Source organism: Kitasatospora sp. NPDC048296 (assembly GCF_043201815.1).
In the GTDB taxonomy this organism is placed as follows: Bacteria; Actinomycetota; Actinomycetes; order Streptomycetales; family Streptomycetaceae; genus Kitasatospora.
Genome location: NZ_JBICZB010000058.1, coordinates 1 through 16,406, shown reverse-complemented (window position 1 = coordinate 16,406; position 16,406 = coordinate 1). Strand labels below are relative to the sequence as shown.

Below are 16,406 nucleotides of genomic sequence, written 5' to 3'. Positions count from 1 at the left end.
ACCTTGGCGAAACCGGAGGCCCCGCTTCCTGTTCCTCGGAACAGGCCCCGACGTGCGCGGGAGCGGTCTTTCGCGCACGTGCGAAAGACCGCTCCCGCGTCCCGATTCAGCGTCCCGCTGCCTGCCCGCTGAGCGCGGTGAACGGGCCGGTCAGCTCCGCGATCTCGGCGAGCCGGGTGTGCACGGCGTCGCGCGGCACCACGAGATCCGGCTCGTTGGGCACCAGTCGGTGTTCCGCGGCCAGGCGCGCCCGGCCGCCACCCGTGATGTTGAGCAGGATCCGGGCCGCCGGGTCGACGCGGCCGTCACGCACGGCGGTCCGCAGCGCGGCGAGCGCGACACCCGCGGGGGGCTCGATGTCGATCCCCTCCAGTTCCAGGAAGGTGGCCATCGCCGCGCGCGCCTCGGAGCCGTCCGCGACGAAGACCTCCCCGGCGCTCTCGGTCAGAGTCTCCCGCAGACCGCCCGGGATGTCGTACGGCGGCTTGCGGTTGGTGAGTTCGGGGGCGAAGGCGCCACGGGCGGCCGCCCGGTCGTCGTCCGCGCCACCGGTCTCCCAAGGCCGCCGCCCGGTCCGCCAGGCCTCGTACACGGGCGCGAAGCCGGAGTTCTGCGCCAGCATCAGGCGCGGCAGCGGTCGGGAGTCCCCGGACCCGGACGCGCGCTGGAGCCGGACGGCGGCCTCGTGGGCGGCGATCGCACCCGCCCCGCTGCCGATGGCCTGGACGTAGTGCTCCGGGAGCCCGTCCATCGCCTCCGCGGCGGCGAGCATCACGGTGCCCAGTCCGTCCCGCCGGCCGACGTTCTTCGTCCCGCCTTCCGGGACGAAGCCCGGCAGTTGGGCCAGGGCGTCGCCGAGCGCGATGGCGTCCGCGTAGTCCGCCCGGTCGACGGCGACGATCCTGACCGCGTCGGAGCGCTGGGCGTACGGCACGCGTGAGCGCAGGTGCCCCAGCGCATCCGCCGGGACGATGACGACCGCCGGCACCCCGTGGACGGAGCAGAGCTCGGCGAAGGCCGCCGCCGTGTTGCCGGCCGAGGTCACGACCAGCGTGCCCGCGTGCTCGGGCAGCCGGCCGATGACGGTCGCCGCCTCGAGTTCCTTGAAGGAGCCGGTGATCAGCCCGGCCCCGCGCTCCGGCCAGTAGCCGTTGAACGCGATCCACAGGTTCTTCAGCCCCAGGAAGGCGCCCAGCCGGTCGCTCCGGTAGACGATCGACCGGCCGGTGTCGGCGACGGCGCGCCGGATCGGCAGCCAGCCGCGGTACCGGTGGATCCCCGCCGCGCCGAGGTCGGGGGCGAAGGGGCGGTCACCGTAGTCGCTCTTCAGCAGCGCGGGCCCGTGCGGCCCCGGGCACTCCAGGGACACACCGTCGTCCGGCATGCGGAGTCCGCAGGAGGAACAGACCAGGGAACAGCGGGAAGCGTCTTCGTCGCGCATCATCGAGCTGGGATTGCCTTACGCTCTTGGGAAAAATCTCGTCAAAAATCCGGGCGAATTCCCGCGGGCGCGGGGCGCGGATCGCGGTAGACGCGCTGGATGCTCGAACCGAGCCGGCCGATGTCCGCCCCGTATACGTGGATCGAGATCGCGGGCCGGTCACCGGAGTTGGACACCCGGTGGATATCTCCGGGCGGAGCGATTCCGCTGGCCCGGCCGCGGGGATTCGTGATTTCCTCGACCAGCACGAGGTGTTCGCCCTCGTCCGTCCGAACGACCCGATACCGGCTTTCGCGTTCCTCGCCTTCGTACACACCGGTCACGCACCATGCCACGTGGTCGTGGATCGCGGTCGCCTGTCCGGGGAACCACACCAGCGAAACCACCGAGAACGCCCCGTCCGGCTCCACGTGCAGGACGTGCTGACGGTAGTTCGCGGGGTCACCCCGCCGCTGGTCCGGTGTCAGGAGATCGGGGAGGTCGAGGAAGGGCCGCAAACGGGCCGCCACGGCGTCCGCCCGCTCGGCGGCCGATGCGGATTCCCGCACCCCCGCCCGCACCGACTCGACCAGCAGCGCGAGTCGGGTGTCGACGGCGACGGTCCGGTCCGGATGCGCCATGGCTGCGGCGTTCCCCCTCAGTTCCCGGCCTCGCCCATGGCGTCGACCAGGCTCTTCGGCCGCATGTCGGTCCAGTTGGCCTCGATGTGGTCCACGCACGACTGCCGGGTGCCGGGGCCGTGGACGGTGTTCCATCCGGCCGGCACCTCGACGAATTCGGGCCAGAGCGAGTACTGGCCCTCGTCATTGACCAGCACCAGGAACGTGCCGTCCGCGTCGTCGAAGGGGTTCGCCATTTCGGTCTTCCTCTCAGGGGATTTTCGTCATCCGCCCGGCATTACGTGGCGGACCGGCCCAAGGGTTCAGCAAAAATGACGGTTCGCCGGATGTTAACCCTTCGTTAACATCCGCCGCCGAACTCTGCTCGCCGATACCGGAGTTCTTCACACGGGTTGACATCGACGGGGCGGGGCCGGGTTAAAGTCCTCCAAGCGGAACCGAATCGCACGAGCGATACGACGGTCGCATGCCGCTCGAAGAACGCCGGTCCGGGGCAGTCCTGTCCGTCCGCGCGCAGGGTGTAGCGAAATTCGCTGCTGGAGAACCGGAGTTCGGAAGAAGATGCTGGAATTTCGCGATGGTTGCTGGCCGCTGCTGTCCGGTCAGTCGGGAGTCTGGTTCGCTCAGCATCTGGCACCGGAGAACCCCTCCTACCGGATCGCCGAATGCCTGGAGATCCACGGGCCGATCGATCCGGTGATCTTCGAAGCCGCCGTGCGGCAGGCCACGACCGAGGCGGAGACCCTGCGGCTGCGCCCCCGACCGGACGGCGAGGAGGTCCGGCAGGTCCTCCTGCCCGAGGCCGACTGGTCCCCGCACATCGTCGACGTCACGGCGGAGCCCGACCCGTGGGCCGCGGTCCAGGCGTGGATCCGGGACGACCTGGCGCAGCCCGCGGACGTGACGCGGGGCCCGCTGACCACCTTCGCGGTCTTCCCGGCGGGGCCGGAACGGCTCTTCTTCTACCAGCAGGGCCACCACCTGATCGTGGACGGCTACAGCGGCTTCCTCATCGCCGGCCGGGTCGCGGAGATCTACACCGCGACGGTCGAGGGACGTCCCACGGACGAGGGCGCGTTCCCCGCCTTCCAGGGACTGCTGGAGGAGGACGCCGCCTACCGGGCCTCCGAGCAGTACACCTCCGACCGCCGGTACTGGACGGAGCGCTTCGCGGACCAGCCCGAGGCGGTGAGCCTCGCCGGCCGGTTCACCCCGGCCTCCAACACCTTCCTCCGCCGCGCCACCGCCCTGGCCCCCGAGGCCGCCGACGCGCTGCGGGCGGCGGCCCGCCGCCACCGCACCGGCCTGTCCGCGCTCGTCATCGCCGCGACCGCCCTGTACACCCGGCGGATGACCGGCGCCGACACCGGCGAGGTGATCCTGGGCCTGCCCGTCGCCGGCCGCACCGGCCGGGTGCAGCGCACCGTTCCCGGGATGCTCTCCAACGAGGTGCCGCTGCGGCTGGCCGTCGAGGAGGACGGCACCTGGAGCGACATGGTGCGCGGCACCGGCACCGCCGTCCGCGAGGCGCTGCGTCACCAGCGTTACCGTGCCGAGGAGTTGGCGCGTGACCTGCGCCGGGTGGGCGCGGAGGGCGCGCTCTACGGGACGACGATCAACATCATGCAGTTCGGTGACGACCTGAGCTTCGCGGGCTCTCCGGCCACCCTGCACAACTTCTCGAACGGCGCGGTGGAGAACCTCTCCTTCGTGCTGTACGACCGGCAGGGCGCCGACGGCATGCGGCTGGTCGCCGACGCGAACCCCGCGCTCTACGGCGAGGAGCAGGTGGAGGGTCATCTGCGGCGCTTCGCCCGGCTGTTGGAGACTCTGGCCACCACCGACCCCGACGCACCGCTCGGCGAGGTCGACCTGCTGAGCGCGGCGGAGCGGCACGACGTGCTGGCGGGGTGGAACGCGACGGCGGCCGAGGTCGCGCAGGCGACTCTGCCGGAGCTGTTCCGGGCGCAGGCCGCGCGGACGCCGGATGCCATGGCGCTCGTGTTCAAGGACGAGCGGCTGACGTATGCGGAGCTGAACGGGCGGGCCAACCAGCTCGCGCGGCTGCTCGTCCAGCAGGGAGTCGGGCCGGAGTCGCGGGTCGCGGTGCTGATGGAGCGGTCCGTCGAGATGGTCGTGGCGCTGCACGCGGTCGTGAAGGCCGGCGGCGCGTACGTCCCCGTCGACCCCGAGTACCCGGCGGACCGGATCGCCTACGTCCTGGAGGATGCAGCGCCTCAACTCGCCCTCACCACAACGGGTGTGGCCGTCGAGGAGCTTCCGGTCCCGACGGTGGTCGTCGACGACGCTTCGACGGCGCAGACGATCGCCGCGCTTCCCGGCGACGACCTGGTCACCGACGAACTGCGCGGCGCGCTGCTGCCGCAGCACCCGGCGTACGTCATCTACACCTCCGGTTCGACCGGCCGTCCGAAGGGTGTGGCCGTCCCGCACGCGGGCATCGTCAACCGCCTGGCCTGGATGCAGGACGAATACCGGCTCACCGCCTCGGACCGGGTCCTGCAGAAGACCCCGTTCGGCTTCGACGTCTCGGTGTGGGAGTTCTTCTGGCCGCTGATCGAAGGTGCCGCGCTCGTCGTCGCCCGCCCCGGCGGCCACCGCGACCCTGCCTACCTCGCGGAACTCATCCGGCGCGAGGGCATCACCGTCACCCACTTCGTGCCGTCGATGCTCCAGGCGTTCCTCGCCGAGCCCACCGCCGGCGCCTGCACCGGCCTGCGCACCGTCCTGTGCAGCGGCGAAGCCCTGCCCGCCGACCTGCGCGACAGGTTCCGGCAGCTGCTGGACGTTCAGCTCCACAACCTCTACGGCCCCACCGAGGCCTCCGTCGACGTCACCGCCTGGCCCTGCCACGACGACCACGGCGCCACCGTCCCCATCGGGCGCCCGATCTGGAACACCCGCACCTACGTCCTGGACGGCCACCTGCGGCCCGTCCCGGCCGGAGTCCCCGGCGAGCTCTACCTCGCCGGCGTCCAGCTCGCCCGCGGCTACCTGAACCGGGCCGCCCTCACGGCGGAGCGCTTCGTCGCGTGCCCGTTCGGCGCGCCCGGGAGCCGCATGTACCGCACCGGCGACCTCGCCCGCTGGAACACCGACGGCACCCTCGACTACCTCGGCCGTACCGACCACCAGGTCAAACTCCGCGGCCAGCGCATCGAACTCGGCGAAATCGAGGCCGTCCTCACCGGCCACCCCGACATCTCCCACGCCACCGTCATCCTCCGCGAGGACACCCCCGGCAACCAGCAACTCGTCGCCTACCTCCTCACCACCGCGGAGTTGGACACCTCCGACATCCGCACCCACCTGGCGACCGTGCTCCCCGAGCACATGGTCCCCTCGGCGCTCGTCGTCCTCGACGCACTCCCGCTGACCGTCAACGGGAAGCTCGACCGCCGCGCCCTGCCCGCACCCGACTACACCGCCGATTCCGCTCACCGTGCCCCCGCCACCCTGCGGGAGGAGCTGCTGTGCGAGCTGTTCGCGGACGTCCTCGGGCGGCCGGGCGTCGGGGTCCACGACGACTTCTTCGACCTCGGCGGACACTCCCTGCTCGCCACCCGACTCGCCAGTCGCATCCGCTCCACCCTCGGCGTGGAGCTGCCCATCCGGGACCTGTTCGAAGCGCCCACCGTCGCCGCCCTGGCGGCCCGCCTCGACATCGGGCGACACGCGCGCCCGGTCCTGACCGCCGGCACGCGCCCGGAAACCCTCCCGCTGTCCTTCACCCAGCGCCGCCTCTGGTTCCTCGGTGAACTCGAAGGCCCCGGCGCCACCTACAACATCCCCGTCACGCTGCGCCTCACCGGGCCCCTCGATCGCCCGGCCCTGGAGGCCGCCCTGCGCGACGTCGTCGAGCGGCACGAGGTCCTGCGCACGGTCTTCCCGACCGTCGACGAGCAGCCCCGCCAGCACATTCTGCGCACCGACGAACTCCCCTCCCTCCTGACCGTCATCGACACCGACGAGACCCACCTCCCCGAGGACGTCGCGTGCGCGTCCGCCCACGCCTTCGACCTCGCCACCGAACTCCCCCTGCACGCCTGGCTGTTCATCCTCGGACCGGACGAGCACGTCCTCACACTGGTGGTCCACCACATCGCCGCCGACGGCTGGTCCCTCGACCCGCTCGCCCGCGACCTCTCCCTCGCCTACGCCGCCCGCACCGAAGACCGTGCGCCGCAGTGGCAGCAACTGCCCGTCCAGTACGCCGACTACACCCTCTGGCAGCAGGGCCTCCTCGGCGGCGACGACGACCCCGAGAGCGTTCTCACCGAACAACTCGCCTACTGGCGTCAGACCTTGGCCGACACCCCCGAGGAGCTCGCCCTCCCCTACGACCGCCCCCGCCCCGCCGTCGCGAGCCACGCCGGCGCGGCCACCGCGGTCACCGTTCCCGCCGAGGCGCACCAGGCCCTCGCCCGGCTCGCGCGCACCGGGGCCGTCACCACCTTCATGGTGCTCCAGGCGGCCCTCGCCGTCCTCCTGTCCCGCCTCGGCGCCGGCGAGGACATCCCCGTAGGCACCCCCATCGCCGGCCGCACCGACGACGCCCTGGACGAACTGGTCGGCTTCTTCGTCAACACCCTCGTCCTGCGCACCGACCTCACCGGCGACCCCACCTTCACCGAACTCCTCGGCCGTGTCCGCGAAACCGACCTGGCGGCCTACGCCCACCAGGACGTCCCCTTCGAGCGCCTCGTCGAGGACCTCTCCCCGACCCGTTCCAGGGCCCGCCACCCGCTGTTCCAGGTCATGCTCGTCCTGCAGAACACGGCCCAGGCCACCCTGGACCTGCCCGGTCTCCAGGCCGCTCCGCTGCCCACCGGGCAGAGCGCCGCCAAGTTCGACCTCACCCTGGCCCTGACCGAGACCTTCGCCCCCGACGGCACCCCGGCCGGGCTCACCGGCGAACTCATCTACGCCACCGACCTGTTCGACACGACCACCGCCGACGGCATCGCCCACCGCTTCACCCGCCTCCTCACCACCGCCGTCACCAACCCCCACCAGCAGGTCACCCGCTTCGAGATCCTCGACGAGCAGGAACGCCACCGGATCCTGACGGAGTGGAACGCGACCGAGGTCGCGGTGCCGGAGGGTACGCTGACCGGGCTGTTCGAGGCCCAGGTCGCCCACACCCCGGACGCCGTCGCCCTCGTCCACCAGGGCACCGAGCTGACCTACGCCGAGCTCAACGCCCACGCCAACCGCCTCGCCCGCCGGCTCACCGAGCACGGGGTCGGCCCCGAGTCGCTCGTCGCGGTCGCCATGGAACGCTCCCCCGACCTGATCGTGGCGCTCCTCGCGGTGCTCAAGGCCGGCGGCGCCTACCTCCCGGTCGACCCGGCCTACCCCGCCGACCGCATCGCCTACCTGCTCGGGGACGGCACACCGTCCGTCGTGGTGACCACGCGCGCTTGCGCCGAGGCCGTCCGACAAACCGGCATCGCCGTGACCACGCTGGTGATCGACGATGCCCCGGTGGCACGGGCGATCGCCATGCTTCGCCCGGACGACCTCTCCGCGCACGAGTTGCGCGCACCGCTCATGCCCCGGCATCCGGCGTACGTCGTCTACACCTCCGGCTCCACCGGACGCCCCAAGGGCGTCACCGTCTCGCACGCCTCCGTCGTGAACCTGGCCGTGGACCAGAAGGACCGGCTCGGCCTCGGCGAGGGCAGCCGCGTGCTCCAGTTCATCTCCCCGTCGTTCGACGCGGCGGTCTCAGAGTGGACGGCGGCCCTGCTGACCGGCGCGGCGCTGGTGCTCGGAAACCGCGAAACCGCCCTCCCCGGGCCCGAGTTGGCCCTGCTTGCCAGCAACGAGCGGGTCACCCACGCCTTCCTGCCCGCCGCCGCCCTGCGGGTCCTGCCCGAGGGCGGACTGCCCACCGGCGCGACCCTGGTCGTCGGCGGTGAGGCGTGCAGCCCGGACGTCGTGGAGCACTGGTCGGCTCACTGCCGGATGTTCAACGCGTACGGCCCGACGGAGTCGACGGTCTGCGCGACGATGAGCGCCCCGCTGTCGGGGGCCGTGGTGCCGCCGATCGGGCGTCCGATCTCCCACACCCGGGTGTACGTGCTCGACAGGCAGCTCCGCCCGGTGCCGGCCGGCGTGGCCGGCGAACTCTACGTCGCCGGCTCCGGGCTGGCCCGCGGCTACCACAACCGCCCGGCCCTCACGGCGGAGCGCTTCGTCGCCTGCCCGTTCGGCTCCCCCGGCAATGGGCCCCTCGCCCCCAGCCTGGCGGCCGGGAGGTACCCCCAGCCCGATGGCGGGCAAGGAGGGCGTATGTACCGCACCGGCGACCTCGCCCGCTGGACCGCGGACGGCGTCCTCGAATACCTCGGCCGCACCGACGACCAGGTCAAGCTCCGCGGTTTCCGCATCGAGCCCGGCGAGATCGAAGCCGCCCTCGGCAGCCACCCGGCCGTCGCCCACGCCGCCGTCCTCGTCCGCGAAGACACCCACGGCAACCCGCAACTCGTCGGCTACGTCGTCCCGGCGGCGGACATCGACACCGCCGAGGTGCGCACCCACGTCGCCGCCCTGCTGCCCGAGCACATGGTCCCCGCGGCGCTCGTCGTCCTCGACGCACTCCCCCTCACCGTCAACGGAAAGCTCGACCACAGGGCCCTGCCCGCACCCGCCCACACCGCGACCGCCACCGGCCGCACACCGCGCAACGCGCGCGAGAAGCTCCTGTGCGAGCTGTTCGCCGAGATCCTCGGCCTCGACACGGTCGGCGTCGACGACAACTTCTTCGAACTCGGCGGCCACTCCCTGCTGGCGCCCCAGCTGGCCGGCCGGATCCGCTCGACCCTGGGCGTGCACCTCGGCATCCGAGCGCTGTTCGACGCGCCCACGGTGGCCGGGCTGACCGAACGCCTGGGCCGGCCCGGGCAGGAGGCGCTCGGCACCCTGCTCCCGATCCGGGCCCGGGGAAGCCGTGCGCCGTTCTTCTGCGTGCACCCCGGGCGGGGGCTCAGCTGGTCCTACTGGCCGTTGGCCCGCTACATGCCGAAGGAGTACCCGCTCTACGGGATCCAGGCCCGCGGCTTCAACGGCGAGGACGACCTGCCGCGGTCCGTCGAGGACATGGCGGCGGCCTACGTCGAGCAGATCCGCACGGTTCAGGGCTCCGGCCCGTACCACCTCCTCGGCTGGTCCTTCGGAGGTGTCGTCGCCCAGGAGATGGCCGTCCAGCTGAAGAACAGCGGCGAGGAGGTGGCGGCCCTGGTCCTGCTGGACTCCTACCCGGCGGGCGACGAGACCGAGGACCAGGACCCCGGCCCAACCGGCCCTCGCGACGACGGCCTCGGCGACGAGGTGACCTTCGTCGGCGAGCTGTCCGCCGACGAGCTCTCGATGCTCGAACGCGTCACGCAGAACAACATCCGCCTCATGCTGGAGCACGCCCCGCGCACGTACGACGGAGACCTGCTGCTCCTCGCCGCGACGGTGGACAACCCGCCCGGTGACCGCCCCGCGGAGCGGTGGAGCCCCCATGTCCTGGGCGAGGTGACGGAGTCCCACCTGCCCTGCACGCACCACCAGATCTCGCGCCCGGACATGCTGGCCGAGGCCTGGAACGCCATCGCGTCGTGGCTGGACAGGCCGGGATCCACCCGACAGTCACGCTGATCACCCGCACGGCATCGACGGCCGCCCCGCGCACGGCGGATAGGAGTAATCGCCGCAGACCGCGCAGTGCTCGGGGTACAGGGCGGCGGCCGGCCCGCCGGTGTCTGCGTGAGTGTGTGGGTCGGTAGGGCGGCTGGCGTACATACGGGTGCTTCGCCTACTGGGCGTGCACCGTTTGTTGCTCGGCATCGCGGATGGCGCGCGCGGCGTTGATGAGTCCGATGTGGCTGAAGGCTTGGGGGAAGTTGCCGAGGGCCTCTGCTGTGGTGGAGTCGGTCTCCTCGGCGAGCAGGCCGAGGTCGTTGGCGTGTGCGAGGGCGGTTTGGAAGGCGTGTCGTGCACGGGTGACGTGGCCGGTGAGGGCGAGGGATTGGGCGAGCCAGAAGGTGCACAGCAAGAAGGTGCCTTCTTCTTCCCGCAGTTCGTCGGTGAGGTAGCGGCGGACCAGGCCGTTGTGGTCGGTCAGGTGGGTGGCGACGGCCAGCACGGTGGACTGGACGCGGGGGTCGTGCGGCGGCAGGAAGCCGACGATGGGCAGCATCAGCGTGGAGGCGTCGAGGTCGTCGCTGCCGAATGCCTGGGTGAAGGCGCCCAGGTCGGAGTTCCAGCCGCGTTGTTCGATGGCTTGGCGGAGCTGGTCGCGCTCGTGCTGCCAGTGGGGCAGGTGTTCGTCTGCCCGGAGGGCGGGGGCCATGGCGATGGCGCGGTCCAGGGCGACCCAGCACATCAGTTTCGAGTGGAGGAAGTGTCTGCTGGGTCCGCGTCTTTCCCAGATCCCCTGGTCCGGTTGGGTCCACCGCCGGGCGGCTGTTTCGGCCGCCTGGAGCAGGAAGGTGCGGGTGGCCGGGTCGAGGGGCTCACCGGGCGGAAGGGTCTGGTGAGCGGCGTCGAGGAGTTCGCCGTAGACGTCGAGTTGGCGTTGGCGCCAGGCGTCGTTGCCGATCCGAACGGGGCGGCTGTTGCGCCAGCCGGTCAGGTGGGGCAGGAGCCGCTCGCTCAGGTCACGTTCCCCGCCGATGCCGTACATGATCTGCAGGTCGACGCCGCGGTCGAGTTGGGTTGCCGCGGCCCGGGCGAGGAAGCCGAAGAAGCGGTTCTTCTCCTTCTCGCAGGCGGCCGTGGCGAGCGCCTGGAGGGTGAAGCTCGCGTCGCGGACCCAGGTGTAGCGGTAGTCCCAGTTGCGCGTCCCGCCCGTTGTCTCGGGCAGGGAGGTGGTGGGCGCGGCGACGATGGCCCCGGTGGGAGCGAAGGTCAGGGCTCGCAGCACGCGTCCGCTGTGGCCCACCTCGTTCTGCCAGGGGCCGACGTAGCCGCGGTGGAGCTTCGACCAGGAGCGCCAGCCTTCGATGGTGTCGGACATGCGGCGCCGGATCCGCCCCGCCCGCCAGCCAACCGGCTCGCTTTCCCACGCCGGCTCGACGTGCAGGGCGAATCCGAGGCGGTGCCCCGCCGAGAGCGGGATCCGGCCGTGCGCGGTGGAGCCGCTCACCCGCAGGTCGACGGGGCTCGACAGCAGCAGAACATGAGCGCCCCCGTAAGCCGCGAGCCCGCCTCGCACGGCTGACAGGAGTGGGTGGACGAGTCCGAACTCCGGGCGCGGCGCATAGGCGATCTCGATGTCCACCCGCCCTTCGGTGCAGGTGATCTGCCGCAGGAGCGTGCCGGGGGAAGCGGTGCCGAGCGCGTGCCCGCGTTCGCGCCGCCCCAGGGCAAGGGCATCGTGCAGGACCGCCGTACCCGTGGTCGTGCGGAAGGTCGTCTTGAGAACAAGGGTGTCCTCGACGTAGCGGCGGCTGATGTCGACCGGGCCGACAGGGCGGATGGACCAGTGGCCGGCGTCCTCGTCGAGGAGTCGCGCGAAGATCGCCGGGCTGTCGAACCGGGGCAGGCACAACCAGTCCACTGAGCCGTCGGAGGTGACCAGCGCGGCCGAGCGGCAGTCGGACAGCAGAGCGTGGTCACCGATCGGTCGGGCACTCATGCGTCGCAGTCCTTCCGACTCGGGCCGGACGCGGCCCGGCGGGGACGACGTGAGCGGTCGCCTGCGCCTGGGGTCGCTCCGGATGCCTGACGAGTGTCATGTCGGGTGCCTGTCTCCGATCTCGTCGTCATCGGCGAACTCCCCGGCCGGTAGTACGGTCGCTCAGGCGCCGAGGCCGGCCAGCCAGCGCAGTGCGCCGATACTCGGCAGGAAGAAGTACTCGCCGCCACGGGTGATGACAAAGCGCTCGACGCCGTGCAGGCGACGGCGGATGGGTCGCTGCGGGATCGTGAAGATGCCGGTGCCGTCGTTGGCGCCCGTGAGCAGATCCTTCTCCCGATCGAGGCCGGCGAAGTTGCCGTCGTTGAGCCACTGCGACTTCACGAACTCGAACTGACGGCCGAGATGTGCGCCGATGAAGACGAAGACGATGCCGCGGTCGGCGCCGTCGTCGTCCAGGATGCCGGTCGGCAGCCGCGGGCCGTAGTTGGTGCCTCGCCGGATCATGCGGTGCAGGTGGACGTCGCCGATGATCTCCGAGTCACGCGGATTGCATCGCCTGGCATGGGCGCCACGGGGACAGATATGGCCTTCCGGATCGGCCTCCTGATAGCGGAAGTCGTTGTTGCGTCGATCGTCCGCCCCCAGGGCCGGGTCGTCGTGCTCGGGCGCCAGGGTCAGTGGGGAGCCGCTCTGCCAGCGGCCCACGATCTTGGCGGCGAGCAGTGCCTCTTCGTCCGGGCCGGCGGCGTTGTCGTGGAGATATTTCCGGAAGGCGGCGACGCGCGTGTGCAGCTTCCGCCAGGCCACGAAGGTGCCGTTGCGGCCCAGCTCCGCCGGCTCCGGCATCGGCGGCAGGTTTCCGGTCTGGTCCGGGTAGCCCAGCACGAACTCGCCCGCCTTGAGCACGGTGCCGTCACCAGGGGGGCTCGCCGCGCCGCTGCCTTCGATCGTGGGGTTGCCGATGCCGTCCTTGTAGCCGAAGCTCGTGCGCCCCGTGGACAACTGGTAGAAGTCCTGCCGGTAGACGACCTGAACGCCGGGAAGCTGCGCGCGCGCCTGGCGTGCTCGTTCGAGGACGACCGCCAGCGATTCCTGGTCGGCGGCGAGGAGGGACAGCATGATGTGTACCTGGCCGGTGCCGAAGGGCGGCTCCCAGTGTGCCGGCGCGCTGTCGCCGGTATCGAACAGGGTCTCGGCACGTGCCGCCATGCCCTGTCGAAACTCCTCCGGGAAGCTGCTCAGGGAGGCCTGCGACACCTCAAGCGCTTCAAGGCCCTGATACGTCAACCCGACGTTGAGGAGCGCCGGCAGCGTGGGCTGCCACCAGTTGGCAGCGGTGTCGACCAGCTCGGCCAGGCGTCCCATCATCTGACGACCGGCCACGGGATCGTCCACCCGCAGCAGGAGGTATGTGCCGACATACGGTGACGGCCGGTCGCGCAGCACGATGCCCTGAATCTCGTCCAGCTGCAACGGCGAGCCCTCAGCTGTAGTCATGTCGTCCTCCGGGCCGGGCGTCGGCCGATGTGGTGCCCAACGCCGGTTCGGTCGGCGCCATCCGACATTGACACATCGAGCGCCTGACGAGCTCGTGGGCACGCGGGGTCGGGCGAAGCGCGAGGTTCTGCAGTGAAAGCCGAAGGGCTCGCTCAGGGTCGCCGCCGACAGCCAGCCAGAACTCCGCAGCGTGATCGGCGTACGCCTCGGGGTGACGCACCATCAACTCCTCGTAGCGCTCGGCCGCGCGGGCACGCCAGAACTGCGCCTCCCTCGACGCCGCGGACCCGCCCAGGACGCGGGCGAGCCGGCTCGCGTGGTCGGGATCGTCGCTGGCGAGCGCCAGCCGGCGCAGGCACCCGATCGCCACGGCGGCCCTGCCTTCGGCGGCATCGATGTCGGCGAGGTGACCCTGCGCCGGTACGTAGGCCGGAAGCCGGCGAGTCGCCGCCTCCAGCCAGACGCGAGCCCGTACCAGGTCGTCCTGGCCCAGCCACATGTGCCCGCACTGGAACTCGAGCACCGCGAGCGGAAACGGACTGACCCCGCGGTAGCCGCGTCTCGCAGCCACGAACCACAGCTCCGCCTCGGCCGACTCTCCGCGCTCGGCGTGCCAGCCGGCCAGGGCACCGAGGGCCCTGAAGTCACGCCGGCTCATCAGCGCACGCCGGTGCGTCTCAAGCGCCTCGTCGTAGCGCCCGAGCGCCTGCTGGACGGCGGCGCGCTCCTCGTCCAGGCTCCGTCGATCGAGCCCCAGCGCGGCCGCCGCGTCGAGATCGGCCAGCGCCGCCGGGAACCGGTGGAGGAGGGCCGCCATCCTGGCGCGGGCCAGCAGGGACCGGGGATCACGCGGCGCCCGCTCGACGAACGCCTCCGCCAGCGACGCAGCGCGCTCGGCCTCGTCGATGCGGCCCAGCACGTGCCCGCGCAGGGCTGTCAGCTCCACCCATTCGCCCCACCCGTCACCGGTCAGCCTTCCCCGGGTCGCCTGCCACGTCAGACCCCCGATGCGCGCATCGAGGTTTCCCATGGCGATCACGCCGGCCGTGGTGGTCGGCCCGTTGTCACGGCTGAGGCGTAGCTCGCCGCTCGCACGACCGGCTGAGCCGCTCATCGGCTCGCGGCGGCCGTCGGGACGGAGATGGGCGCGGGTGGGTCGGGGTTGGGCGGTGCAAGATACGGGAACTCGCGGGAGGCCGGCACGGTCGCGTGGTGGACGCCGTCGCTGACGCGGGGGCCGCGGTTGGCATTGACGATCAGTGTGTACAGCGTGTCGATGGCGTCATCGTTGAGCGACCGGCCGCCACAGGTCGTGTGCACCCGTCCCTCCAACAGCGCTCGCTCGATCTCGAAATAGCTGTCCTCGGCGTACGGTTCGGCGATGTCCACGACCAGGAAGTCGGCCAGCAGCAGTTCGGTCAGCGGGTGCGTCCCGTCCGGCTGCGTCGGCCAGTCGAGCTTGCCGTCGAGGCCGTCGAAGAAGACCAGGTTGGCGTTGAGCCGTGCGCGATAGGCGCCCAGGTAACTCGGGCCCAACCGGAAAGGGTCTTCCTCGTTGTAGAGATCGCGCAGATCCACGCTGTTGGTGGTATCGACCCCGTTGGACGACAGGAGAACGTTCTTCACCTCAGGACGGCCCAGCCGCTCCAGGCGCAGGGGATAGGGGCCGGCCGTTACGGTTTCCGCCGCCACGGCGAACACGGTGCCCGAGGCCGGCCCGAGGACCGTGGCAACGTCGAGCTCGACGACGATCGTCAGAACGTCGAGACCTTCCGCCGTGTTGTTGCCCTTCGGCAGGAAGGCGAGCCTCCGAGTCGCACGCGTCTCCACCTCCTTCTGCACATCCATGAAGAAGGGGTCCATCCGCAATCCGGCGTACATGCGCACGCCGGGGCCGTGACCGCCCCGCTCGTCGTTCACCTCCAAGGAAACCGTCTCCCCGTTCGGCAGCACGCACGTCCCCCGTTGCGTCGGCTCCCCATCGGCGGCCGGCCCGACCGGCGCCGAGAAAGTGCAGGTGAATGCGTATTCGCCGGTGCCGACATCGAAGAGCGAGCCGGGGTGTCCGGACGGGATGGCTACGGGACGGACCCGGAACCGATAGTCGGCGGCGTCGGAGAACAGAACCCCTGGCCTGGCGTTGGGAAAGACATCCATGACGAGCACGAGCCCGCCCGGGCCGGAGGGGCTGGGAAAGGCAAAGAGGTCGGCGAGATCGATGGCCGGATCGGCGTCGGCCCGGGGGCCGGAAAAGTGGTCGGACATGACGCTGCACCCTCCTGGACGGGTCCCGGCGCGGCGAGCCGCGCGCCATCGTGTCAGTCCGGTGCTGCCCGGGGGTCGGCCGCGGCCGTAGCGTCCGGGACGGGAGACAACCTGGGAACGCCCCTCCGACGGACGTTGCCACCACAGCCGCCGCAGCTGCTGGGCGCGCCGGGCCACTAACTGGACGCGGCATCCAGCAACGTGTCGAACGCCTGCGTGACCTGCTGTGCCTTGGTGGTGTCCTTGACCGTCATGGTCGGATTGGAGGCGTACCACATCTCGGCCTCCACGATCCGCGGCTTCAACCACTCGACGAAGCCCGGATCGTTCGCCCCGGGGTAGCCCTCGACGACGTCCACGAACATCTCGTCGAACCACGGCGCGGCGTTGGCGACGATGTCCGCCATGTACGGCTTGAAGTCACCGTCATAGGTGACCGCACCGACGACCTGAGTGTCGTTGTTGATGAACGTGACGCGAAAGTCGTGCACAGTGCCGACAAGCTTTTCGTAGCGAAAGGCGTCGTCCTGGATCGTGGCGGCGTTCCGGCGGAACCTGTCCGCCCCGCCCGGCTTGACATCGAAGAGCACGGTGATTTCCGCTACCTCTCCGGCCCGCTTGCCGACACCGTCGGGCTGCCTCGCCACGATTGGGGTCGCGTCCGTCCGGACACTCTGCGTCGTCATGGTTCTGCCTCCTGTTGATCTCCCGATCGGCTGGTCTGCGAGGCTGTTGTCCGGTCCGAGGTAGTCCCCCTGACCAGCTTAGTTCGCCGGGTACGGTCCGTCTTAACGATCACGTCCGGTGGGGTCGGGGGGGGGGGGGGGGGGCGGCGCGGGGGCCCGGCCCCCCCCCCCACCACCCACCACAACGGACCCGTCCCGCGAGGCGGCGCGCGGGCCAAGCCCCCCTCGGCCTGGGCGTCAGG

At 71.2% G+C, this 16,406-nt stretch carries 9 protein-coding genes; 1 reads left to right on the top strand and 8 read right to left on the bottom strand.

Features of this window, described 5'->3' with window-relative positions; all coding sequences use genetic code 11:
- Positions 1-106: 106 nt before the first annotated feature.
- From ACGF12_RS28090 to ACGF12_RS28080, 3 genes are read right to left on the bottom strand one after another with little or no spacing between them, the layout of a single operon-like run.
- Positions 107-1,441 carry a cysteate synthase gene (locus ACGF12_RS28090; RefSeq protein ID WP_393035781.1) on the bottom strand — a complete coding sequence of 445 codons (1,335 nt, stop codon included), beginning with the start codon at positions 1,439-1,441 and terminating at the stop codon, positions 107-109.
- A gap of 41 nt (positions 1,442-1,482) precedes the next feature.
- Positions 1,483-2,061: a cysteine dioxygenase gene (locus tag ACGF12_RS28085; protein ID WP_393035728.1), complete on the bottom strand. Its 579-nt coding sequence runs from the start codon at positions 2,059-2,061 to the stop codon at positions 1,483-1,485.
- A 17-nt stretch (positions 2,062-2,078) separates the two neighbouring features.
- Positions 2,079-2,297, bottom strand: a complete 219-nt coding sequence (locus tag ACGF12_RS28080; RefSeq protein ID WP_393035725.1) for an MbtH family protein — start codon at positions 2,295-2,297, stop codon at positions 2,079-2,081.
- A gap of 325 nt (positions 2,298-2,622) precedes the next feature.
- Here ACGF12_RS28080 and ACGF12_RS28075 point away from each other — a divergent pair, with 325 nt between their 5' ends.
- Positions 2,623-9,732, top strand: coding sequence for an amino acid adenylation domain-containing protein (locus ACGF12_RS28075; protein ID WP_393035722.1), 7,110 nt, complete (start codon positions 2,623-2,625; stop codon positions 9,730-9,732).
- A gap of 157 nt (positions 9,733-9,889) precedes the next feature.
- Here ACGF12_RS28075 and ACGF12_RS28070 read toward each other — a convergent pair whose 3' ends face one another.
- The 5 genes from ACGF12_RS28070 to ACGF12_RS28050 all read right to left on the bottom strand — a co-directional run bounded on the left by ACGF12_RS28070 (position 9,890) and on the right by ACGF12_RS28050 (position 16,164).
- On the bottom strand, positions 9,890-11,713 hold the full coding sequence (locus tag ACGF12_RS28070; protein WP_393035720.1) for a glycoside hydrolase family 15 protein: 1,824 nt from the start codon (positions 11,711-11,713) through the stop codon (positions 9,890-9,892).
- Between the two features lie 162 nt (positions 11,714-11,875).
- Positions 11,876-13,213 (bottom strand): Dyp-type peroxidase, encoded by a 1,338-nt coding sequence (locus ACGF12_RS28065; RefSeq protein ID WP_393035717.1) that lies wholly within the window; start codon positions 13,211-13,213, stop codon positions 11,876-11,878.
- The gene (locus ACGF12_RS28060; RefSeq protein ID WP_393035778.1) at positions 13,200-14,243 is read right to left on the bottom strand and encodes a tetratricopeptide repeat protein; all 1,044 of its coding nucleotides are present in this window, start codon (positions 14,241-14,243) and stop codon (positions 13,200-13,202) included. Before ACGF12_RS28060 ends, ACGF12_RS28065 begins: the two co-directional genes overlap by 14 nt.
- 80 nt (positions 14,244-14,323) lie before the next feature.
- Positions 14,324-15,478, bottom strand: a complete 1,155-nt coding sequence (locus ACGF12_RS28055; RefSeq protein ID WP_393035715.1) for a DUF4331 family protein — start codon at positions 15,476-15,478, stop codon at positions 14,324-14,326.
- A 176-nt stretch (positions 15,479-15,654) separates the two neighbouring features.
- Positions 15,655-16,164 (bottom strand): hypothetical protein, encoded by a 510-nt coding sequence (locus ACGF12_RS28050; protein WP_393035712.1) that lies wholly within the window; start codon positions 16,162-16,164, stop codon positions 15,655-15,657.
- Between the last annotated feature and the right edge of the window lie 242 nt (positions 16,165-16,406).

Bases quoted from the DNA above. Each gene is read 5' to 3' on its own strand.
- ACGF12_RS28090 (WP_393035781.1), bottom strand. From the start codon at position 1,441: ATGCGCGACGAAGACGCTTCCCGCTGTTCCCTGGTCTGTTCCTCCTGC.
- ACGF12_RS28085 (WP_393035728.1), bottom strand. From the start codon at position 2,061: ATGGCGCATCCGGACCGGACCGTCGCCGTCGACACCCGACTCGCGCTG.
- ACGF12_RS28080 (WP_393035725.1), bottom strand. From the start codon at position 2,297: ATGGCGAACCCCTTCGACGACGCGGACGGCACGTTCCTGGTGCTGGTC.
- ACGF12_RS28075 (WP_393035722.1), top strand. From the start codon at position 2,623: ATGCTGGAATTTCGCGATGGTTGCTGGCCGCTGCTGTCCGGTCAGTCG.
- ACGF12_RS28070 (WP_393035720.1), bottom strand. From the start codon at position 11,713: ATGAGTGCCCGACCGATCGGTGACCACGCTCTGCTGTCCGACTGCCGC.
- ACGF12_RS28065 (WP_393035717.1), bottom strand. From the start codon at position 13,213: ATGACTACAGCTGAGGGCTCGCCGTTGCAGCTGGACGAGATTCAGGGC.
- ACGF12_RS28060 (WP_393035778.1), bottom strand. From the start codon at position 14,243: ATGGGAAACCTCGATGCGCGCATCGGGGGTCTGACGTGGCAGGCGACC.
- ACGF12_RS28055 (WP_393035715.1), bottom strand. From the start codon at position 15,478: ATGTCCGACCACTTTTCCGGCCCCCGGGCCGACGCCGATCCGGCCATC.
- ACGF12_RS28050 (WP_393035712.1), bottom strand. From the start codon at position 16,164: ATGACGACGCAGAGTGTCCGGACGGACGCGACCCCAATCGTGGCGAGG.